This is a genomic window from Arthrobacter sp. GW822-FHT05G07, from assembly GCF_058799755.1.
Genome location: NZ_JBXALT010000005.1, coordinates 113,798 through 136,474, shown reverse-complemented (window position 1 = coordinate 136,474; position 22,677 = coordinate 113,798). Strand labels below are relative to the sequence as shown.

At 60.2% G+C, this 22,677-nt stretch carries 18 protein-coding genes; 14 read left to right on the top strand and 4 right to left on the bottom strand.

The features are described from left to right. Positions 1-10 precede the first annotated feature (10 nt). The 12 genes from fabZ to AC1RJY_RS09815 all read left to right on the top strand — a co-directional run bounded on the left by fabZ (position 11) and on the right by AC1RJY_RS09815 (position 15,769). On the top strand, positions 11-463 hold the full coding sequence (gene fabZ / locus AC1RJY_RS09870) for a 3-hydroxyacyl-ACP dehydratase FabZ (protein WP_210063744.1): 453 nt from the start codon (positions 11-13) through the stop codon (positions 461-463). Further along, positions 460-2,619 (top strand): GNAT family N-acetyltransferase, encoded by a 2,160-nt coding sequence (locus AC1RJY_RS09865; RefSeq protein ID WP_498602230.1) that lies wholly within the window; start codon positions 460-462, stop codon positions 2,617-2,619. The genes fabZ and AC1RJY_RS09865 overlap by 4 nt, the downstream gene beginning before the upstream one ends. Further along, entirely contained in the window at positions 2,616-3,608 is a 993-nt protein-coding gene (locus AC1RJY_RS09860; protein WP_011775016.1) for an aminomethyltransferase family protein, read from the top strand. Before AC1RJY_RS09865 ends, AC1RJY_RS09860 begins: the two co-directional genes overlap by 4 nt. A 3-nt stretch (positions 3,609-3,611) precedes the next feature. Next, on the top strand, positions 3,612-5,999 hold the full coding sequence (locus tag AC1RJY_RS09855; RefSeq protein WP_498602229.1) for a beta-ketoacyl synthase N-terminal-like domain-containing protein: 2,388 nt from the start codon (positions 3,612-3,614) through the stop codon (positions 5,997-5,999). Between the two features lie 255 nt (positions 6,000-6,254). Next, positions 6,255-6,560, top strand: a complete 306-nt coding sequence (locus AC1RJY_RS09850) for a hypothetical protein (protein ID WP_238324312.1) — start codon at positions 6,255-6,257, stop codon at positions 6,558-6,560. 393 nt (positions 6,561-6,953) lie between these two features. Next, entirely contained in the window at positions 6,954-7,586 is a 633-nt protein-coding gene (locus tag AC1RJY_RS09845) for a GntR family transcriptional regulator (RefSeq protein ID WP_498602228.1), read from the top strand. Positions 7,587-8,067: 481 nt separating this feature from the next. Then, a complete protein-coding gene (locus tag AC1RJY_RS09840; protein WP_498602227.1) occupies positions 8,068-9,618 on the top strand; it encodes an ABC transporter substrate-binding protein in 1,551 nt (516 codons plus the stop codon). Between the two features lie 4 nt (positions 9,619-9,622). After that, positions 9,623-10,576, top strand: a complete 954-nt coding sequence (locus AC1RJY_RS09835) for an ABC transporter permease (RefSeq protein WP_498602226.1) — start codon at positions 9,623-9,625, stop codon at positions 10,574-10,576. A 1-nt stretch (position 10,577) separates the two neighbouring features. Further along, a complete protein-coding gene (locus tag AC1RJY_RS09830; RefSeq protein ID WP_498602225.1) occupies positions 10,578-11,435 on the top strand; it encodes an ABC transporter permease in 858 nt (285 codons plus the stop codon). Beyond that, positions 11,432-13,306: a dipeptide ABC transporter ATP-binding protein gene (locus AC1RJY_RS09825; protein WP_498602224.1), complete on the top strand. Its 1,875-nt coding sequence runs from the start codon at positions 11,432-11,434 to the stop codon at positions 13,304-13,306. The genes AC1RJY_RS09830 and AC1RJY_RS09825 overlap by 4 nt, the downstream gene beginning before the upstream one ends. 53 nt (positions 13,307-13,359) lie before the next feature. Beyond that, positions 13,360-14,844: a CocE/NonD family hydrolase gene (locus AC1RJY_RS09820; RefSeq protein ID WP_498602223.1), complete on the top strand. Its 1,485-nt coding sequence runs from the start codon at positions 13,360-13,362 to the stop codon at positions 14,842-14,844. A gap of 628 nt (positions 14,845-15,472) precedes the next feature. Continuing rightward, a complete protein-coding gene (locus tag AC1RJY_RS09815) occupies positions 15,473-15,769 on the top strand; it encodes a hypothetical protein (RefSeq protein ID WP_498602222.1) in 297 nt (98 codons plus the stop codon). Positions 15,770-15,924: 155 nt separating this feature from the next. Here AC1RJY_RS09815 and AC1RJY_RS09810 read toward each other — a convergent pair whose 3' ends face one another. Then, positions 15,925-16,389 (bottom strand): hypothetical protein, encoded by a 465-nt coding sequence (locus AC1RJY_RS09810; RefSeq protein ID WP_498602221.1) that lies wholly within the window; start codon positions 16,387-16,389, stop codon positions 15,925-15,927. A gap of 158 nt (positions 16,390-16,547) precedes the next feature. Between AC1RJY_RS09810 and AC1RJY_RS09805 the strand changes: the two genes are divergently transcribed. Beyond that, positions 16,548-16,895 carry a hypothetical protein gene (locus tag AC1RJY_RS09805; protein ID WP_498602220.1) on the top strand — a complete coding sequence of 116 codons (348 nt, stop codon included), beginning with the start codon at positions 16,548-16,550 and terminating at the stop codon, positions 16,893-16,895. Between the two features lie 584 nt (positions 16,896-17,479). Here the strand turns inward: AC1RJY_RS09805 and AC1RJY_RS09800 are convergent. The 3 genes from AC1RJY_RS09800 to AC1RJY_RS09790 all read right to left on the bottom strand — a co-directional run bounded on the left by AC1RJY_RS09800 (position 17,480) and on the right by AC1RJY_RS09790 (position 20,239). Further along, on the bottom strand, positions 17,480-17,710 hold the full coding sequence (locus AC1RJY_RS09800) for a helix-turn-helix domain-containing protein (protein WP_498602219.1): 231 nt from the start codon (positions 17,708-17,710) through the stop codon (positions 17,480-17,482). A gap of 107 nt (positions 17,711-17,817) precedes the next feature. Continuing rightward, complete coding sequence (locus AC1RJY_RS09795; protein ID WP_498602218.1) at positions 17,818-18,756, bottom strand: AbiTii domain-containing protein; 939 nt, start codon at positions 18,754-18,756, stop codon at positions 17,818-17,820. A gap of 52 nt (positions 18,757-18,808) precedes the next feature. After that, positions 18,809-20,239, bottom strand: coding sequence for a hypothetical protein (locus AC1RJY_RS09790; protein WP_498602217.1), 1,431 nt, complete (start codon positions 20,237-20,239; stop codon positions 18,809-18,811). A 1,483-nt stretch (positions 20,240-21,722) separates the two neighbouring features. On the opposite strand from AC1RJY_RS09790, the gene AC1RJY_RS09785 reads away from it, so the two are divergent. Then, the gene (locus AC1RJY_RS09785) at positions 21,723-22,241 is read left to right on the top strand and encodes a hypothetical protein (RefSeq protein ID WP_498602216.1); all 519 of its coding nucleotides are present in this window, start codon (positions 21,723-21,725) and stop codon (positions 22,239-22,241) included. The last annotated feature ends 436 nt before the right edge of the window (positions 22,242-22,677 follow it).

Genomic DNA, 22,677 nt, shown 5'->3' with positions numbered 1-22,677 from the left:
GGGCGGGGCAATGTCCACCACCCTGCAGGCCGGTGACATCCTGTCCCGGCTCCCGCACCGCCACCCCATGGTTCTCTTGGACAGGGTTGAAGATCTCAACTACGGCAAGTCCGCCACCGGAATCAAGAACATCACGATCTCGGACCCGGTCTTCCAAGGCCACTTCCCCAACAACCCCGTCTACCCTGGCGTCTACATGATTGAAGCGTCGGCGCAACTTTGCGGGCTCCTGCTGGGCTCCCCCGCAGGGGAAGACGGCCCCGTCCTTGGCTACCTGGCGTCCGTACGCAAATTCAAGTTCGTCACCCCGGTCCATCCAGGTGACGTGCTGAACATCCAAGCCCGGGCCGGCGTAAGCCACGCCAATCTTGCGGATTTCAGCGTCGACATTAAAGTCAGTGGCAAGATCGTGGCCTCCGGGTCGCTGGCGCTGGCCCGGATAGACCCGGACCCATCAACGTGAAACCGATAGTAAGGCTCTACGACCCGGAACGGGACGCGGCACGAGTCGCGGAGCTATACAACCGAAACAACTACGGAACCATCCGTAGCGGCTCGCCACTTACCGGCGACGACGTCAATGCGGTGCTGCAGGAACGCTGCGCAGCATTATTCATGGTGGGGGAAGACCGCGGAAACATCGTGGGCACCATTGGCTATCTGAAGGTATCGGGCAGGCGGGTCGCCGGCGACGACGAACTCTTTTCCGGAATGTTCCTCATCGACCCGGGCTACCGGATGGGTTTCCTGGCCGGCGAGCTGTTCATGCAGTCTTTTATCAAGCTGGTCGAACGCGGTGTCCGGACCCTCCGCCTTGAAGTGGATCCAGCCAACCAAAAAGCTTTCCCGCTCTACGGACGGGTCGGCTTCAGGACAGCAGGCATCGTCAGTCCTGACGAGGACGGCTACATAGAACTCATCAGCTTCCTTCCCGGCGTCGTGTCAGATCTGCTTCGAACATCATTTGCCGACGCCTCCCCGCAGGACATGTTTTCGAAGTACTCCTGGCGCAGCATGGGCTCAGCCCGCGGCAAAGACCTCATGGACGGCGTCTCTGTCCAGGACGGCGCCCCACTGCTGACGTACACCTTCCCCGTGAAGAAGGACATCATTGACGTCCAGGTCGATATGTCGTCGGGAGCCATCGTCCACGCGCGACACAACGGCCACCTCTTCGACTGGCCGGAAACCCCCCAACGTTCCGCTCCAAACCGCCCCGAGAGGCCTTCGCTCGGCTCCCGGCGGCTGGGCGAGTTCACTATCTCACTCGACTCGGGAGGGACGTTGACAATTGACCACCCACGGCATCCGGGTCCGGTTCTGACGGATCACTTCCCCGTCGGAGAGGATGGGGCACCTTACTGGCGCCGGCCCGCCGCCCTGAACGTCACCTGCCAAGAACTCCCCGACGGCTGGAGGACCTGGCTGGGGCCGATCACCCGTGAGATCCGCCTGCTCGGCGACAAGGTCAGCGTCGTAGTGAACCATCAAAGTGAGCAGAGGGTAACGGCCTTTCCATGGGTGAACCTGCGCTCGGGCGAGTTCCACCTCACCACGGAAGGCCGCCAACGCACTTTAGGTGGACCGATCGTCCGAGGACTCTGGCCGCCTGACCGGACAGACTTCGAAGCCGCCGAAAGCGTCTTCGACGATCAAAGCTACGGCGCATCAGCCCTCTGGACAGACACGGCCTCCGGGATTGCTTTGGCCGCCACCTGGCACTCGGAAGGGAAGTTGCGCGTCGAAGGTGCGCACCTTCCCGCGGCTTCCTCCGAGGCCGGTTCCATCCTGTACGACGTGGACTTGTTCGACGGTGCGGAGGCCTTACCGGTGCCTGACAATGTGGAACTTCCCCCGTCATTAACGCCTGTATTTCACGCCGTCCCCTCCGGACCCCACCAGGGCTGGAACCCAATCACCTGGGCTGCTGCGGAAACGTCGCGTACCGACGTGCTCGAGGCCGTGGGGAGCAACGGGTCGTTGCTCGTCTCGCCCGACCAAGGGATCGTTTCGTGGACTGCCGGCCAAACGAAGGTCCTTGCGGCGCCGTTTCCGAAACTAAGAGCCCTTGGGCCCTTGACGGCGTGGAACTCCGGTCTGTGGGTGACGGGCCAAGGAGCGCGCGAAGATCCGGAGCAAGGCATCGAATGGGGAAGCGGGGGCCGAGCGCCACACCTCATCGGCAGCCCAGCAGATTGTTCCGGATGGGAAATCCAGCAGCGAGGAAACGATCTGACAGCGCTGCGCATCGTCGTTGACGGCGTCAAAGGTGCTGAACAGGTCACGCACGTCACACCGAACGCCCAAATACAGGCCAAGAACCGGGCGCCCATACTTTTTCAAACCGATACCAACACCGACCTCTGGTGGGCGGCGGCCCGGGACCGTTTTCCGTTGCGGGCGTCAGTGCGGAGAGCGGCTATCGGCCTGGGTGGAACCACGTGGCTTGTCGTCGAAAACGATCAAGGCACCCATCCCGAAATTCTGATCAGGTCCACAGGCGAATACCTTCTGCTGTCCCTCCTCGCCAGGGCCGGGGACACCACCACCACATCATGGCTTCTTTCCGTTCAGGAAATGGGAAGCCCCACCACGAACATCAAGGAGAATCCGTCATGACAGCTATCACTGACTACGAGGCAATTCGTTCCACCGCCGCCGTCTACCCCACCGGTGAGTTTGTTCTCGAAATCGCCGGAGAGCAGCGGGCGGAACTCGTTTCCTTCCTGCTCGCCAAGCGCACCGAATTCGCCCAACCCGGGAGCGTCGTCGAATCCTTGGTGCTCAGGGAAGACGCTTCAGTTGCGGGCCACGTTGCGGCCTACGTCGAAGAGGAACGCGTCCTGCTGATCGCAGACCAGCCCATCGACGTCGACATCACCATCATTGCCAAGCAACGCGGCCTGGAGTCCGTCCGCGTCACCGACCTGTCCGACTCCACGGCCGTCGTAGCCGTGGAAGGACCCGTGGCATGGAAAATTGTCCAAAACTTCGCCGACGAAGAAATCGCGGGCGTCCTCCTTGGCGAAAGCTGCACGGCGACTTTACCGGTTTCAGCGCAGCCAGCCACCATTATCCGTACCGGCACCACCGCCGAATACGGCTACCTGGTTCTCGCCCCGAACACGGACCGTGGCACGTTGCTGGAGTTCCTGTTGACCACCGCCACGGAGTTCGGGGGCCAACGCGTCGGCACCGAAGCACTACAGCGTGCCCAGGCCGAGGTCAGTCACCCTCTCTACCCGGAACAATTCGACGGTTTGACGGTCCGAGAAGCGGCCGCCCTCTGGATGCTCTCAGCGGACCGTGACGACGAATTCCTCGGCAGCGACCAGCTCAATAAGGAGACTGCCGTACGCTCACTGGTCGCCGTGAACGCCGTAACCTCAATTCCCGCAGCAGGAACGAGCGTTACCTCCGGGGATACCGAAGTCGGCCGAATCCACCACGTGCTTCCCTCCGCCGGGCAACCTCAAGGGTTCGCCCTTGCCCTCCTGAATGCCCCCTTCAACGTGCCGGGCCTGGAGCTGCTAGCGGACGGAGTCACCTTGACCACAATCTCCCGTCCCTCAGTTGATCCGGTCTCCTGGACCGAACCGATCGGTTAAGCCATGAAAATAGTTGTTACCGGATTCGGCCTCAGGGCGGCAGTGGGCTCGAACGCAGAACAAAGCTGGGAATCCATTTCCAACGGAAAGTCAGGGATCGTCCGAACGACCGTAGTCCCCACCGAGGGCCTGGTCAGTTCAATGGGCGGCCAGGTCGAGTCCGAAATGGAAACAGAGCCGCCGTCGTCCCGGACCACCTACGTTGACCGCTGCCATAGGCTGGCTTCAGCCGCTGCAACCGAGGCACTGACCCATGCCGGGGCCAACCAGGCCCCTGTTGACCGGACCAGAATTGCTTTGTCATTGGGTACGTCCTTGGGCGGGGCGCGAAGCGGGGAAGAGTTTCATCGCCAGTGGATCCAGGACGGCTTGCGTAAAGCCAACACGGGCCTGCTGCGCCAGTATCCTCTCCACAGCGTTGCGGACCATCTGGCCTCCGAATTCCAGTTGTTCGGACCACGCAGTGTCCAGTCCAACGCGTGCGCTGCCGGTGCTGTCGCCATCGCCTACGGGATCGAGCTCCTCGAATCGGATGCCGCTGACATGGTTCTCGCCGGCGGCGTTGACCCTCTCGCGCTGTTGTCCTTCGGTGGTTTCTCCAGCCTGAAGGCACTCGATCCCCTTCACTGCGCACCGTATACCCGCAGTTCGGGACTCAACCTGGGTGAAGGAGCCGGCTTCCTCGTCCTTGAGAGCGAGGCTTCAGCTGTGGGCCGGGGCGCTGCGATCTACGCCGAAATCGCCGGGTATGGGCTCAGTGCCGACGCCTACCACGCCACAGCACCGGATCCCATGGGTCGCGGTGCCCTGCGGGCAATGCATGCAGCCCTGCACATGGCCGGGAATACGGTGGAAGATGTGGACTATGTCAACGGTCACGGAACCGGGACGGCGGCCAACGACAGCGTTGAAGCCAAAGCCATAACCCATCTCCGCGAAGGTGCTGCTCCCCCGGCCAGCTCCACGAAGTCCATGATCGGGCACACCCTTGGTGCTGCCGGAGCCATCGAAGCCGTGACATCCGTGCTCGCTATCCAAAACCAGGAGATGCCACCCACCGTCACACCCGACGGTTTGCGCTCACCTACAGGGCTGGACATTGTGGCTGAAACGGCACAGAGGGCGCGATTGAAAACCGTGCTGTCCAACTCCTTTGCGTTCGGCGGCAACAATGCTTCACTCGCCATCCGGGAATACACTAAGGACGCTTCCCCGCGCGCCCCTAAGACCGTTCGGCCAGTGGTGATCACCGGCATTGGCGCCCTGGCCGGGGATGCGGTCACTACTGAGGAAGTGAAGACTGCCCTTTTCGAGGGCCGGCCCGTTTACGGTGACGGCACCGTCGAGGTGGACGGCTTCGGTTCCTTCCCGTTTGGCGATATTCCGGCCGACAAACTCAAGAAAGGGATTGACCCGAAGTACCTGCGTCACATGGACACCTTGGGACGGAGGTCGGCGCTGGCCGTCAGCCAACTCTTGAAGCAGCGCGGTCTTTCACGCGCTGAGTCGACCAGCACCGGGCTGTTGTTCGCTACGGGCACGGGACCGATCTCCACCGTTGAGGCTTTCGAGCGTGAGCTCCTGACCACGGGCAGCGGCAACGCCTTGCTGTTCCCGAACACGGTCATGAACGCCGCTCCCGGGCATGTCGCTTTGCTGAACAAACTGCAAGGACCCACGGCCACCATTTGTGCCGGCAACACAGGGGCCATCACTGCGCTCCACTTCGCCCAGAACCTCATCTCGAACGGCGTTGTGGACCGGATGATCGTCCTCGCCGCGGACGAAGCCCCTCACGCGATGCTCGCCGCCTACGCTCCGATCCCCGGTTACCTTGCACGTTCTGCCTGCCTCCCCTATTCGAACACGGGTCGAATCATCTCCGGCGCAGCCGTAGCCATCCTCTTGGAAAGCGAAGACAGCGTTGACCCCGGGAGAGTGCTTGGCCGCATCGAACACTTTGGCATGACCGGTGACGGAAGCGGCCCCAGTCGTCTTCGCCGCGGGTCCGAGGCCTGGGTGCGATCCTTCCGGCTGGCCCTCGGCAGCAATCCTCCTGAAACAGTTGACGCGGTGGTGGCCGCAGCGTGCGGGAGGGATGCAGTGGATTCATTGGAAGTAGAGGCGTTGGCGGCCATGGGTCTGGGCGGTCGACCTGTCTCAACACCCAAGGCCATCTTCGGCGATGCGGGCGCCTCAGGAGGCCTGTTGGGTGTGGCACAAGCAGTGTGGATGAGCCAGGAGAAGTTCATCCCGGGCACCGCCGGCGTCGTTGCGTCCGGCCCTGAAGGACTGGTACCACCCAGCGGCAAGGCCGGAGAGGTCAACCGGACGCTGGTTTCCACTTGTGAGGCCGGAGGTAGCTTCCAGTCCGTCACCATCGCGACCTGACCAGTGGTGGATGTTTGGATTCATTGGACAGGCCGATCACCTACGGACGACTTTGGGCGGTACAGGTCCCGTTCCGGCGCCCGCTTTCTCGCTGAGGCGGCGAAGTCGACCCGATGCCCGGATGATGTGTCGCTACCCTGCCACGTCATCCGGGCTATGGACGGGCGTTGGTTCTGCGCCGACTGCAAGTCAGGCTGGTCAGTTTCGCACACACAGAACGTTGTTGTCGCGGCACGGGCAAGAAGTTGGGTTGGCGTGGATGTGGAAACGCCCAAGAGACGGAACGCAGCCTTCAGATGGCTGGGCCGCGTCACCGGGGTACCCACTATCGGCATCGAGCAATGGACCCAGGCTGAAGCCCTGTGGAAAGCAATGGGCAACGCTGCACGGCGCCCTGCAACCGGCGAACTCCAGCTCAGCCCTCACTGGGCCTATGGCTGGCAAAGATCGGCAGACCTCGCTTGGCACATCCACACAGCCACCTTTCAAGGAGCTGTGTGGAGCCTTGCCGCCAAGGACAGGGAACCGGTGACTCTGCACTCAGACCCTGTTGTTGATTAAGCACCGTTAAATGGTGCTGCCCCCGACGCAGGACGGCGGAGGCAGCATGCAATTCACAAGGAGGAGGTGTGAGATGCCAAGCTAGTTGGCCAGTGGCCATCTATTTGTCCCCCGTTTTTCCGGGCATCTGCGTCCCCGTGCAGAGACCCGATGTGCCAACTTAGTTGTCATCTTTTCGGAAGCTACATGCCATCACCGCATCGCCTGGGAGCGGACAATGGGTGCATGTCTCCGGACCCGCCGAGAGGGATCCAGATCACCACCACTGACACGAGAATGTCGGCCCCCGTCCCCTGCGTTAAAGGGGCGACGTTGCCCAGCCGCGGCTGAGCAATCGATCTCGTGAATGCAACTCGTATACTGGACTCTGGAGAAAGGCTTCCAATGATCCAGATGACGCCAGTTGCTCAGTCCCAGCCCGAAGTTGCTTACCAATGGATGAAGAGCTACATCACTGCCCTGCCGAGGGAGGAAGAGGCCTTTCTCAACGAAGGGGTCCTTGCAACTTCCACTGGTACTTCACGCACGCCAGTGCGAGAAGCGCTCCTGCGCCTTGAGGCGGAAGGGTTCGTAAAGCGCATACCGCATAAGGGCGCGTATGTTCCTCCGATTTCAGACCCGGACGTCCGAGCGCTCCTCCAGGCCCGGTCTGTCGTTGAAAAGTGGGCGGTCATGACCCTGGAGGCAACGCCTGAAACCCAGATTGACTCCTTTCAGCGCATCATCGAGTTGCAGCGGGAAGCCAAAGATGACCCGGCGCGGTTTATTGAATTGGACACCGAGTTCCACACACTCATGGTGCGCGCCGGCGGCAACCCCGTCCTGGCGGATTTCTACACCTCACTCCGGCAGCGGCAACTCAGGATTGGCGTCCGCGCAGTAACCCAGGGAACCGATCGGGCCCTGGCCGTTCTGCGTGAACACCAATTGATCGTCGATGCACTCAGAAGCCGCAGCATCGAAGCCGCGCACGAGGCGATTGACGCACACCTCGACTCAACACGTCACGCCGTGATCGGCTACTAACGGACCTGAGGCCTTGCTTGGGGTTGCCGGCATCCGGCGATGCGAACCAGCTCAGGGCGTCGAATTGTCCTGCACCCGTTAGCGAAGACTCGCTCCCCCTAGGGCTCACGCGGACGTTGCGGACCGCAGCCAGGACGGCGAAGTGGGCTCTAGATGCCCGGTTGAGGCGGTCCGGCCATGGCCGAACAGTGCTGCCCGAATATGGCGGCGCGCCCGATTCCACTGCCTGCCCCATGCCGCATATAGATTTTGGGGCTTTTGGCGCGCCCCGATTCGTCCCGGAGTACGCTTGCTAGCCCTTCGTGCGCTTAGCAAAAGCCACGTCATTAAGTCGTTGGTGACAAGCCTCACATGTCGGTATATAGTCTGTATACAACTCGTGGACTGAATGAATTTCGGCCACTCGAGTGACCGAATCTCTGATTGCCTACACGCCCAGATTGCACTTCCTTTAAGGTGCTCGGCGGGAATTGGAACAACTATGAAAACTTCGACATGGAGCGCGCCTAAACGCTGGACGCAAACTCTGGCCGCCGGTTGCGCCCTCGCTCTGATGGTTACCGTGTCCGCATGTAGCGGCACAACGGGGCAGCCGGCAGTAGATAAGACTCTCACCGTTGTAAGCGCCGCTGATGCCGCACCCAACCAGGTCTTCGGACAAAGCCAGTGGTTCGTACCGGTTCTCGAACCTTTAGTTCGCGCAGCCGCGAATTCCAGGGAACCGCAGGCAGTACTCGCGGATACGTGGCAGGTCAGCGAGGACATGACCAAGGTTGAGTTCAAGCTCAAACAGAATGTGAAATTTCATGACGGTCGACCACTCACCGCAGAGGACGTCGTCTTCTCGCTCAAGCAGGCTGCCCTGCCCCAGAACAATTCCAAGGCATTCGCTGTCGCCGCAAAAGTCACCGAGGTGACGGCAGCAGATGCTTTAACGGTTTCCGTAACTTTCGCCAGCCCTACGGCGAACATGTGGGATCTCTTCTTCCAAACTTTCATCTTCGACACGAACACGTACAGCGGAATCGCTGACGGCTCCGTCGTAAACGGCACAGGACCGTACAAATGGGAATCTTGGAAGCCTGGCAACGAACTCAAACTCAAGAAGAACAGCGAATACCGGGACGCAGCCAGCGTGTCGTACGAAGACATCGACGTCGTCGTGGTCTCCGATGCCACTGCTCAGCAGTCTGCGCTTCGTAGTGGACGGGCGGACATGGCCTTTGGCATGGCAACCCAGGATGCCACCCTGCTCGGTAAGGATCCCAAGTTCGACACCGTCGAGGTCGCTTCCATGAGCGTCGGCATGGGAATGAACGTCACGGCTTACCCGTTCGATAACAAGCTCGCGCGGCAAGCAGTGGGCTATGCCATCGACCGTAAACGGCTCATCGAACAGGCCGGATCCGGATCAGGGGAAGCGGCCGCCACATGGTGGGACAAAGACGAGCCAGGCTGGGATGAAGCCCTCAACAGCCACTACAGCTACGACCCGGAGAAGGCCAAGAGGCTCGTCCAGGAAGCCGGTGTCGCCGGAGCGGAAGTTCCGTTGATCTTCCCCACCAGCGCCCTCTATATGAGCTTCTACGAGATCATTGCCAGTGGCTTGGAGCAGGCCGGCTTCAAACCGAAAGCCGTGCAGATTGAAGGGAACGACGCAGTCTCCCGCCTGCTTCGCGGTGATCTGGGCCCCTCGTACCTCTTCTATGATGCGACCGATGTCTCCACACCTGCCACTTTGATGGCCTCCACTCCCGTTTTCAGCTCGACGCCCACGTCGCCTCAGCACTTCAGCGATCCCAAGTATGACGAGCTCCGCCTCGCCGTCGAGCAGGCATCACCGGACGCGGCTCCAAAAGCACTCCAGGAGATCACCAAATACCTGCTGGACGTCTCGTTCAACCACTCCCTGGTCAAGGTACCCGTGCTGGTAGTAAAAGACTCGAAAATCGATACCAGCGGCACTGGAAACAGCCAAGTATTCACGAACTCCGGCTGGCTGACCGGTCTTGGATTGAAACCGGGTAAGTAAACTCATGCGCTATTTCTTCTCACATCGATTGCCACTTGCGCTGTTGGTCATCTTTGTCGGCTCGATTCTCGCCTTTCTCGTTCCCCGGCTCGCCCCAGGGGATCCGGCCGCGGCCATGGTCGGTCAGAACGCTCCCCCGGACGTATATGAGGCAGTTCGTGCACAAATGGGCCTTGACCTGCCCGTCTGGGAACAGTACGGGGCATGGATCGGGAACCTGGCCCAAGGCGATCTCGGCGTGTCCTACTTCTCCAAACAAGACGTATCCGCACTTCTGATTGAACGACTCCCGTCCACAGTGGAACTGGCAGTTGCCGGCCTGGTCATCACCCTGCTGGTAGGTTTCGCGACAGCGTCGCTGGGCGCAACCACGACTAGACCGTGGGTAAGGAACGCGATCGATGGAATCTCCAGTACTCTGCTCGCCGTTCCTGCCTTCCTCATTGGTCTGGCGCTGATCATTGTCTTCGGCATCGTGTTACCTGTTCTGCCGGTCAGCGGATCAGTGGCGGTCATCGAAGACCCCGTCAGAGGTTTCCAGTACCTGGTCCTCCCCGCCCTCACCGTAGCCATAGTTCCCACAGTGGTTTTCGTCCGCCTCGTGCAACGCCAAATGCTCGATGTTAAGCGTGAAGAATTCGTGGAAACGGCGATTGCGAAAGGCATCTCGGCGAGGCAGGTCAACGCGCGGCATATCCGCCGGAACTCGCTCGGTCCGGCAATTGTCGTCGCAGGTGTCATCTTCGGCGAACTGCTGGGCGGAGCGGTCATCGTTGAAAACATCTTCAGCAGACAGGGCTTGGGTTCCCTGGCCGTCACCAGCGTTGCCAACAGGGATTACATGGTGACGCAGGTACTCATTCTTGGAGCCGTCGTCGTCGCGGTAACCATTCAGCTCATCTCAGAACTTCTGCAGACAGCCGTGGACCCCCGGGTCCGGCTAGAAAGCCCGGCCTAGCATGAACGCAACAATCGAGAAACAGCACGTATCTCCCACCGAACCTGTATCCCGGGCAAAGCGCAGGGCCCCTCTGGGCCGGCGCGGGGTGACAGGACTTGTCCTCCTCCTACTGATGTTCATAGCGGCGTTTACTGTTCCACTCATAACCGGCGCCGGCGTGAACGACCAAGCCCACGAAGCCCTGCTCTCCCCATCGCTGCAGCATCCGTTCGGAACTGACGAAGTGGGCCGGGACATCTTTACCCGCACCTTTTACGGGCTTCAGTTGGACTTTGCACTGATCTTCCTGGCTGTGCCGTTGAGCCTTATCATCGGTTGCACGCTTGGCATGCTCAGGGTCTTGAACCGTGGGCTTGGGGAACTCGGCCAACGAATCATCGACATCATTCTTGGATTCCCCTCCATCATTCTGGGCCTCAGTGTCGTCGCCATAACCGGTCCGGGCTTCACTGCGCTGTTCATAGCCATAGTCATCGCCGGCGTTCCTGCTTTTGGCCGACTTACGCGCAGTTCCCTCCTTACTCTGGAACACCGCGACTACATTCAGGCAGCAAGGGGGTTTGGCGTATCCCGTCTGCGCCTGATCACCAGGCACTACCTGCCAAACTCGTCGGGTCCTTTACTCGCACAGCTGACAATCTCCCTGATCAGTGCGGTCATCCTTGAGGCCAGCCTCAGCGTGGTGGGTCTGGGCATCCAGCCGCCAACACCGAGTCTTGGAGGGCTCATCAGCACCGGTTTGCGGTACGTATACGCCCAGCTTGGGTACGTCATCGGACCGGCCCTCGTCTTCGTTGTTCTCGCCATTGCTTTGAACCTGATCGCGGATGGCCTGAGCGAAAGGAATAGCCGATGAACCTTTCATCGAAAACCATGGAAAGTCACGTCTCAACGCCCCCGGCGGAGGCAGTCCTGACTGTCCAAAGCCTCAACGTAGTTCTCGAAAAAGCAGATCAGACCGCGCACGTACTGAAGGACGTCTCCTTTTCCGTTGGGCGCGGAAGGATAGTTGGGCTGATCGGTGAGTCCGGTTCCGGAAAATCCATGACAGCAAAGTCGGTGCTTCGGATGCTTCCCGAGGCGGCCAGAATATCTTCGGGATCCATCAGCCTCAACGGTCAGGATCTTTTGGCTATGCCGGCGTCGGCCATGAGGAACGTCCGCGGGGCACAGATGGGCGCCGTTTTCCAAGACCCGCTTTCCTCCCTGAACCCGGTCCTACGAATTGGCGAACAGGTCATCGAAGCCATTCGTGCGCATGGTGCGCCAGCAGCATCGGCGAGGGACAGGGCAGTCGCTCTTCTCCAGAGCGTAGGGATACCCAACCCTCAACTGCGGATGACTCAGTATCCTCATGAGTTCTCCGGCGGGATGCGGCAACGGGTCTGCATAGCGATGGCGATTGCCAACAACCCGTCTCTGTTGATCGCCGACGAGCCCACGACCGCAGTAGACGTAACGGTTCAAGCGCAGATCTTGCAGACGCTCAACGACCTCCGCGACACTCTGGGACTCGCGGTGCTCCTCATCACCCACGACATGGGTGTTGTCTCCCAAACCTGTGACGACGTCATCGTCATGTACCAAGGCGAGGTAGTCGAGCAGGGCCCCGCACAGACGGTGCTTAGAGCGCCTCAGCATGCCTACACAAAAGCCCTTCTTGCCGCCGCACCCTCCATCGATGACCCCCTTCTAAAAAGGGAACCGGTCACCAAGAAGCCGCCGATCCTCGAAATGGACGACATCTCGACAACCGTAGGACCCACTGGCGGCTGGCTTCGAAAAGACCGCTCAGTTAAGGCTGTCGATGCGGTGACCTTGCGCATACATCCAGGGGAAACCGTGGGGCTGGTCGGTGAGTCCGGGTCCGGCAAGACCACCCTGGCCCGCACGGCCGTAGGATTCATCAGTCCCTCCGCCGGAAGCGTCGCTGTGGCAGGAAAGACCACCGCGGGATCCTCCCGGCAGGAACGAGAGGATCAGCGCCGCATCGTTCAGTATGTTTTCCAAGATCCTTTCGCGTCTCTGGACCCGAAGATGACAATCCGACAGAGCCTGGACGAAGCTCTTGCTTTCGCCGGAGTACCTGCACCCGAGCGGAAACAACGCGCGAGAGAGCTGCTTAACCTCGTACAGCTCGACCACACCTTCCTTGATCGGCTACCGAAAGAGTTCTCCGGGGGCCAACGTCAACGCGTGGTCATCGCCCGAGCGCTGGCGGTTAATCCCCGCTTAGTCGTGGCTGACGAAGCCGTCTCGGCCTTGGACGTGTCGGTCCAAGCCCAAGTCCTCACGGTTTTACGAACCTTGCAAGAGGAAACGGGCATCGGGATGCTCTTCATCTCCCATGACCTTGCTGTCGTGCGCTCAATCAGCGACAGAGTCGCTGTGATGTATCTGGGAAGAATCGTCGAAGTCGGTCCAGTGGCTGACATCTACCACTCGCCTCAGCACCCCTACACCACAGTCCTGCTGGCCAGCTCACCGTCGCTGAAGAACAATGGCCGCTCACAGCCGAAACTCCTCGGCGAAACTCCCAGCCCGAATCTCGCGCCCTCGGGTTGCCGCTTCCGGAACAGGTGCCCGATCGGGCCTCTGGTGAATACCGATCGAAAGATCTGCATGGAACAGGATCCACAGCTGGCCGGGGATGAAGCTGGCCACATGGCCGCCTGCCACTTCCCGGGAGAGCTGCGGACGGCATACCGGCAACCGACACCTGCCTGAGCGTTTAGTTCCCTAAGACTCCCAGCACCACCATCAACAGAAAGGTATATGGCATGCAAACCATATCCGTGCCCACATCCCAGCTAGTGAAGTTCACCACCGCTGACGAAACCGACCTTGCACTGGACGTCTACTTCCCCGACGAAACTGAGCGCACTCCCCGCCCGGTAGTTCTTCTCATGACTCCGTATCAGAAGCCGAACCTGATGCCAACAGAACTCCCTATTGCCGACCTGACCGCGAACGGGTACCTTTGCGTCGTCGCCGACATCCGAGGCACCGGGGAATCCTCAGGCATTTTCGAAGGCCCACTGAGCCCTCGCGAAATCCAGGACGGAGCTGAGCTCATCGAATGGCTCGCCGATCAGGACTTCAGCGACGGTCAGGTCGCTTTGGCTGGGGGCTCTTACTGCGGCGCAATCCAGATGCTCGTGGCAGCAAAACGGCCGCGCGGGCTCGTCTGTATTGCACCATCCGTGGGCCCCATCGACTTTTACCGCGACTGGACACACCGCGGAGGAATCCCTTCACACACCAACTGGGCCGCCGGCACGTTCCTCCAAGCCAACCAGCCCAACTGCTCCATCGCACCTGCCTTGGAGTTTTACTACAAAGTTGCCCAAGCCACACCCCTCGATGGTGAAGTCTTCTGGGAGCGATCCGCATACCGTGTCCTGTCCTCAATAGAGGTTCCGGCCCTGTTCATGGGCGGGCTCTTTGACTACTTCGGACGGGGCACCCTCCGCGGTTTCGACAACTTGAAAGCGCCCAAGCGTCTCGTTTTCGGACCATGGGGTCATCAGTATCCCGAGGACTCCTCCGAACTGCTGAACTGGCTCGCCTACTGGCTCAAGGGCGAAGGCGAGAACCCCACAGAACGTGACAACGTCAAATTCTGGATGATCGGCGCCGAAGACTGGCATTCCTCCAGAGGACGCCGCCTACCCGGCTCCCACCTTGCCGTTCCCCTGGGAGCCGAGATCCCCACCATTCCCGTCACTGAGACCTTCCGGGGATGGCCGATGAGTGCTCCGCCTTCACCTGTGCCCGTCTTCATGGACACAGGCACAAACTCGGGCATGCACCTATGGGGCGAGACGGTGACCCGTGACTTGGACATCCCGGAGGGTACGGAAATCCAGGGCGCGCCGATCTTGAAGTTGGACGTGGCGTCGCCGGAATGCCGTGACATTGACCTCCACGCCAGGCTTAGCCTTGTCGACCCGAACGGGGACGTCACGCAGCTCACCGAAGCCCGTCTCCGCCTGTCACACAGAACGATCGACGAGCACGCATCCCGGTATCTTGCCAACGGCGAGATCGAGTACGTCCACCACAAACACACACAAGAGCAGCCGCTGAGCCTGGAGACCACCAACGAAGTGTTGTTGCAATTCCAGCCCACGGGTGTGGTCCTACGGCCGGGATACCGTCTGCGCTTGGGCTTCTCCGCTTGCAGGGCCGATGGCGTCCTCCGCCCCAGCGAGATATACCTGGCGGGCCAAAGTTCCCTCTTTCTGCCCACCCTGCATCAATAGCCGCCCCCGAACGCCGAGGGCCGGTCAATGTTCCACCCAAACCCGTCCCTTGGCGTTCGGACTTCGGCAGAGCGTGCGCCGAGGCCCGTCTCAAAGGGGCCCATTCAGGGTGCTCACCCCGCATACAGGGAACGCTTGTCGAGCCCGTGTGCGTCCTGCTCCAATGCTTTGTTCAACCTCTGCCGCAGGAGGGGGCTGACTCGCCTCCTCCTGCGGCAGGCAACCTGACAGGCTGGCGATCTCGGTTGTAAAGCGAGGATCCAACTTTGTCCTGAAACACAAACTCATCATCAGCTGGTGCATCTGCGTCGACTTATAGGAAGGAACAAGCATGCCGCCCCGTGCCAAACCGAGACCCACGGAAGACTCCCCCGCCTGGAGCCAACTACAAGAAGGAGACCAGGTGGCTCTTCATACTCGGGAAGGACGAACAGTGACAGGCACTGTCGACACTTACAGCGGGGATGGTTCCCTCCTTTGGTTGCAACTATCTGGAGGAAAAGGCAGGAAGCTATTCGAACGAACAGAGATCACGAAATACAAGCGCTTGACCTGAATGTCCGCAATGACGCGAAGATCCTGGCCCGGCCACCGAGAAGACCGACAGCTTTATGAAGCAGGAACTTGAATGAGAGTCGAAATACCAGCCATTACAAAGTCGGCAGAAGGACCGAGGCCTGCAGCGGCACAACGGTCAGCCGATGCCGCATCCAACGTGCGACCGCCAGCACCCGGCGTCCTGGAAATCAGCGTCGACGCCGCAGATCAATTGGACCAGGAACTTAATCAAGCCATCAACATCGTGGCTGTCGCGGCCACTGCCTACCGGATCGGCATCATGGTCACGCGGCTCGCCGCTGGTCGGTACATAGTCCGGGCCCACCCCGAAGTTCCATTTGGCCTCATTCGCCAGCGCCACAGGTAAATAATCGCACGCCTGGACGGAGGTGGCGCGGCCACTGACCAGAGCCTCAAGTCCACCATTTCACATTTGTTGCGGTCAGTGGTGGTCAACTGCAGCAAGCCGTAACGCCGCGTGGGCTGCCCCGAAAGCAGCCAGCGCCCCCGTACTCGTCTTCATCAACTTCCCAGTGCCGCCAGCACAGACTGAGGACCGAAAACCAACAGGCCGACGGCAACGGACAGCAGCACGATCCCCAGGCCAGCAAGGGTGATGATCGGAAGCACGGAACGGAGCGGCTGAAGCCGCCCCGCAATGGAATTGCTTTGACGCGAGATCGCCCTCCTCATCCGTGCGGCAGGCTCGCTCTGAAGGGTTGATGGGGCAGCTATGTTTCTAAGTTTCATCAACCGTCGCGCCTGTGCGCGCACCGCGGCGTCCATGACAGCACCGCGTGGCCCTTGCCGCCTCAATGGGACACATATCCAGGCCCCGAGGTAGAAGGGCAGCAGTGTCATCAGTACATAGAAAGCAATGAAACGAAAAAGTCTTTCGAGGACAATGCCGGGGTCGTGGCCCATGTAACCCTTCGCAGCCAACTCCAGACCTGCGACCAAAAAGGCCAGCCCCACCAGAGCCCACATCAGAACTCCAGTCGAGCCGCATCGGGGAACGACTCGCTAAGCTGGAAACCACCTGAAACCCGCCAGAGCACTGGCTCGTCCCGGCTCCGACGATATTGTCCATCTTCGCGGCTAGACTCAGCATGGCGAAAGCGGCTTCCGGAAAGGCACCCACGCCAATGGCATCACAAACGACCACGCCTGAAATCCCCTTCCATTTCAGGGTAGGACCTCAGTACACCGACTACTGGGCCCACATTTTCACCCACTGGGAATCCAGCGAAGCCCAGCAGCACACGGTGACCGACCTGGAAGAATCACTAAAGAACCTGCTTCAGAAGAGAGACAAACTGCAGGCCGCCCGGGGCCCGTTCGGACCGGTGAGCATCTACTATCCGAATACCCCCCGCTACACCGCGGCAAATGGAAGCGCTCTTCAACGCCACGCAGGACTTTTTCCAAACGTACTACTCCGCAGTATCCGCATTGTTGTCGCTGGTTCGACGACACTCCGGAACATTCGGTGAAGGTCCAACACACTCTGTTGCCAAATTCCTGAAGTGGTGGAAACCGAAGGGCCTCTTCATGGAAGATGCCTATCCGCTATCTTCATGGAAGATGCCTATCCGCTATTGGAGAGGGCCAGGGCGTTCCGGGCCATGCTGGACCACAAAGAATCGCATCACCCATACACATGGCATACGGCCAACGACCACCCCACCTTGACCAAAATCCTTCTCGCGGGCTCGCCCAACGCTAAGGGTGGGATTCCTGAAGGAACGATGCCGTTCCAGGGAGGCTGGGGCCTCATCGCACCGGACGAGGAACTGGTGGTGTCTGCACTGGCTGTCCAATTAATCGCCGCAATCCCTTCCATAGGGGAAAACGCCGACCATTCGAAGGCCCTGCATTGCACTTGGGAGCCTCAGCCCACTGTGGACGACTCAGGCAAGGGCTACCCCTCTTCGCTCACCGCGAGGGAAAGGTCAGCGAAGCCTACACACGCACCGTGGCCACACAGGTCACGGTCACGCACCACAAGTAAAAACTGCAGCGCGTCCGACATAGCCTTGGAGTCATGTCCGCCCTCCAGCCTTCAGAAACAGACGAGTCACTCAGGCAAGTCACCGGCGGCGATCCGCTCAGCGGTGCGCACGTACGCTTCGGCGATGTAGTCCTCGACGTCGCTGGCACCTATGCGCCATACGTTCCGGCCGCCGACTTGGAGCCCCCGGAGGTCGCCGGTCTTCAGCAGCGCCCGCACCTGGGCTATGGAAACGTTCAGTTCTTCGGCGACCTGCTCAATGGTCATGAAGCGGTGCTTTTTCTTATCTTCGGACACCGCTCCATCCTAGAACCGGCTGGCGCCCAAGACGTCCAGGGATGGGCCAGCGGGTCTCTGATGCTCCGCACTCCTTCAATCCCTCGGCGCGGGGGCTATTGGAAGCCTTAGGGCACCACGATTCCTGTGAACTGTTCGATGATTTTCTTGATGCCTTCGATGGCCACGGGTTTGGCTGCCTCTCCACCAACTTGGACAATCCCGGAACCGAGCTTGGCGAGGAAGGCTTTGACGGCGCTTCCAGGGCGATTGCCATCCTCCTGCACAGCGGTCTGCAGTGCAGCCCGGTCGTGGCTGCCGAGTCCGAGTTCTTTGAGTGCCGCGAGCAGGGACTGAACATCGCCCTGGCTCACGTGGACTCTCAGGGCAACCTGATGACCCATCCCGAGGTTGTTGGTTCCGCCGTGGATATGGGTCTCGAAGTGGAGGTTCACGGCACGGGCAACGTCCTCATCACTCGTCGTAGGACCACCCGCTTGGCCGGCCTCCGGGAGATCGCTTTGAAGATCGAGCGCCATCATCAGCGCCGTATTTCGAATGGCGTCGATAACGCCGTGAAGTTGCGGCTTCGTGACGACCTGACGGGCGGAGTGAATCTCGTGGTCCTCCAGCCGAGCCACCTCGCCCTGCCGGGACCAGTCCCGGAGCATACTCACAGCGCTGATGGGCCAAGGCATCTGCAATTCCTCTTGGGCGTGAGCTAGCTGCTCAAGCTCCGCGAGGGACTGACCGAAGTGAGTCGTGAAGAAGGTCTTCCGGAAGGTTTCGAAGTCGGGTACCTCGTAGCTCTGCAAGGGATGCGGTTGGGAGCGGTTCATGGGACCAACAAACACGATGATCACTGGAGTGGTGAGTGGCCCTCTGTAGAGCGGGTAATCCCGCTTTGGCGTATTCGTTTGGGCATAGCCGTTCAGCTCGCTGGTTGCCCACAGCTTCAGCGGCACTGACTGGAGTCGGCTGCCGACCACCAGGAACTTGCGTAGCGCGCTGGAGGTGGAAACTTTATCGTCTGCCAGTCCGTCAATGAGCTGATCCAGAATGGTCATGAATCATCATACGTTCGGTCAGCGACGCCTCTGCCCATGACATCGAAAGTTGCTACGGACGGAGTGATCGCGTCCAGTCCCGGACCATGTCCGCCGTTTCTGCCGGTCCGATAAGGGTGATCCAGAGGGTTACCAAGGCCACGATCGCTGACCCTACGGCTATCCAGATGGCGAAGCGCTGCACCTTGTAGGAATCGATGGAGGCACCCAGCGAAGCGACAGTTCCAAGGACCTCCCTGTAGCTCCGATCAAAGGCAACGAGCTCGGTCACGGTTTGGATCTGCTTGGTTCGCAGGTCGTCATTGAGCAGTATGGGTTCAAAGGGTTTCATCGCGGTTGCCGCGGCCTTCTCGCGAAACCACGGGGTGCGATCCAGGGTGAAACGGACCTCCCGGCGATCTTTCCGCGGACGGGCATTGTGCTGACGAATGTCCCGTTCGATGCTTGCGAAGTCAAGGCCGGCAGTCAAGAATCGCTGGCGTAGGCGGTTTAAGTCGCGGCTCCCGAACTTGCCATGATGCATTCGGGCCGTATCGCGCATGGTGGCACTTCCAGCCCTTAGCAGCTCAAGAAACTCTGTCAGGCCGAGGCGAACGAAAAAGTCACTGACCCTTCGGTCTGCATAGGTTGCAAGGGCACGGTCGTGGGTGCCCCTGTGTTCCCGGATGTCCGGATCTTTGGAGATGAGGACATCACGATTTCCCCAGAGCGCCCACGTCCGGTCTTTGATGGCAGTGGTGCGGTCTTGCGGTGCCTGCTCCAGAAGCAGCCCTTTTAGGCTCTGGGATGTGAGGCAGGTGGTCGGCGAAGCGCTCTGCCCGAGCGCCCACATGCAGTCCTCGGTATCCTTGTCCGCTTTTGCTCCAGCCGACGGGTCGAATTTGCTCAATAGCAGGAGGTCCAGCAGCGGTTGGTGCTGTCCTTCCTGGCCGAAGGCTCCCGGACACTTTGACTCCATCCAATCCCTGGCCAGCGCGTGGAGGCGCTGCCGGGACTCTTGGGTGACCCGGATGGCAGTCCAGCGGTGATCCTCCGCAAACGAAAGTCGTCCGTCCCGTCGGGGAATCGATGGCCCGTGGTCGGCATGCCACACATGGTCCAATTGCGCTGCGCCGGCCGGGCTGAGTTGAAAGAAGGCGACGACAGCGGTTAGTCCCTCACCAATTGGGAAGCCCTTCAGCATGACGGTGTCGAATTCTTCCGGCAGCTCGTCGCGATGCTGCTTGGCGAAGAAACCTATGCTTCGCGGGTCAGGGACGTCTGCTATCTTCCACCAGGAAGGTCCCGAGCCGCGTCGTGAGTCCCGGATGGTGTCCATGTTGGGCTCACCCCCGCTATGGGGGCGGTTGTCCCAGTGGTTCCGTCGGAGGGCATGGTCCAACGAATCAATCAGGCTTGGCGGGAAAAAATCTACAACCCAGATTCCCGGAACGGATACGTGCTCATCTTCAGGGACAAAGAGCGGCGCATCATCTGGCCCCATGACCTGCATTCGATCAATCTCGTTCAGTTGCATCAGATGATGAAGCGGCCGATGAAGGCTGCGAGACCAACTTTCAGGAAGAGCTCTTGCGGCCCAAGAGAACGCGAGAAAACGAAGCATTTTGAAGGCGACGTCGTACCACCGCCTGCCGTGCCCGATACGCTGGAACTCGCCCTCAGCCGTGAGATGACGTTGGTGCACGGCAGGTGGGGGGCTCAATGAGTCTTTAGCCTTGGGTCCCCCATGTGATTTTTCCCCAGTCGCCAATGTCGATACCTGTCCCTCAGCTTGTGATCCCATCGAATGTACCTGATTCAGGCCCGATGAATCTCAGCCGTTTCCGGTTCCACCTAGCCAACAAGCCGGACTCGACACGACACTTTCTGTGCGGACCCGCATCGCAGCCAGTTGGATCTGCGTTCGGGTCAACCCGTCAGCTATTTGGCCGGCAGAGGGGAAGTCCTCTGGTACCTGGAAATTGAGGAACTCCAGCCCCGTGAGGCAGCCCCCTTATTGGGGTTGTCACCGAATGCCACCGTCGCCCTGCACCGCCGCGCGAAAGACGGTCTACGGCTGGGATATTTGCAGCAACGCCTTGTCGCCAACGGGGCACAAGAATGCCGGACGATGACCCGCACATTCCGGCCTACGTGTTGGACACACTCCGCCCAAAGTACGTCACTGAACTTGAAGACCATCTCAAGTCCTGCGAAAAGTGCCAATCAGTCCTCTACCAGATCCGGGATGTTGGCAAACTACGTGCCGCGATACTGCCGCTTCTGGCCACCACCCCCCCTTGCAGCCATTTATCCTCGGGACGAAGACAGACAGGAACCCCCAGGCATCCGCCGTGACAGCCCGGTCGATGCATTGTTCTCTTCATTCGTCGGGATGATGCTGGTCATAGCCACCGCTTTCGGAATCGCAGGGTTCAGTGGATCAGGAAATTCAGGCACCACGTCCTCACCGGTTTACGTCCCTCAGTCCCGGGTCCTCCGCACAACCCGCGTCCTCAGCGCCCGCACCCCTGCTCGACTTTTACGTGACCAACCACTCCGGCACGACGGTTACAGGGAGAATAACCGCACACTTTGCCGACAGCCGTATCACCGATGTCCGAATGCAGCTCACAACGGGCACCACCATGTTCAGCATCACTGCTCTCCCGGGCCCGCCCTGGATCTGCAACACAGCCGAACCTGCCACCGCAACGTGCACTGCCCAGACATTGAACGACAGCGCTCTCTCCCTACAGCTGGAGATGACCCGGCTGCCTTGTCCGGCCAACGGCCCCCTGGCTCTGGTGATCTCCGCCGGGGGGATGGACACGTGCGGCAAACCTGGCCGACCCCGTGCAGCGCCGAATAAAGCGCCGTTTGTCGCGGGAACACCTTCACTGCAGGGCAAGCGTCACTTCCCTGACTGTGGAGGCTACTCATGTGTAGATCCAACTCCCCTTCCCAACAAGACGAGTAGGAAGAATATGTCCGTTGTCCTTGCCCTCCACGAAAGCACCGGTGCCGAAGACACGAACGACGTCCCCCAACGATTGACCGACCATGAGGAAGACCAGCTGATACGCGAAAAGTTTCTGGCGTCTGTAGCCGCAGGTCTCAGCCCGGCCACCACCGCCGTTCGCCTCGGTGTCCCCGTGGCAACGGTTCGGGTGTGGCTCAACAGGCTCGCCGGGCTCGCTGCTGATCTGAGGCTCGTCAAAGGACGCAGCCCGAGGGACATTTCCAAACGACCGCTGGTCACGGGTATCACCCTCGTGCACACCTGTGATGTTCTCGAGGCATCAGTTGGCCAGATCGTCACGTTCACTTCGTGGGTCATGAACGACTCCCTGGAACCTCTGAAGCGGGTGACGCTTGTTCCCAGATCCTTCACGAACGCTGGCTTGGAAAACTTGAGTTACGTGCACGAGCCATCTCCATCGGCCCGGAACCTAGGCACGCTCATGGCGGGGAACTGTGCAGTGCCATGGGAGTACTTGCGATGAGCCAGGAAGGTCATAGCTTGTGGGATGAATGTGACGCCGAAGTGCTACTGAAGACCCATCGAGGCAACGCGACCATACGTCGGACGGGTCACCCCGCCTACAGGCAAGCCAGCTGACGGCAAATTCACCGTGCCTTTCATGGCCCGGAAGCAAATAGTGGGAATCATCGCTCAGCCATCCCCGAGCAGCGCACATGTGATACAGGCGCAACGCTTTTGGGGGCTTCACCTCGGCCCGTCAGAGCAGCGTTCGCGCGGGCCTTCCCGTATGCTCTGCCAGCTGATTTACAGTGATGAAGCAGTCCTGTTTCGGGAACACTTGGCACTGTTCTCCCTTGCTTTAAATGGCGCGATTTCGCCGGATCTGGGCGGTCGAGCCACTCTGAGGAGTTCTTGCTTCGTCTGGTGTGTGTGTGTGTGTGCTCACCCTGTGATCA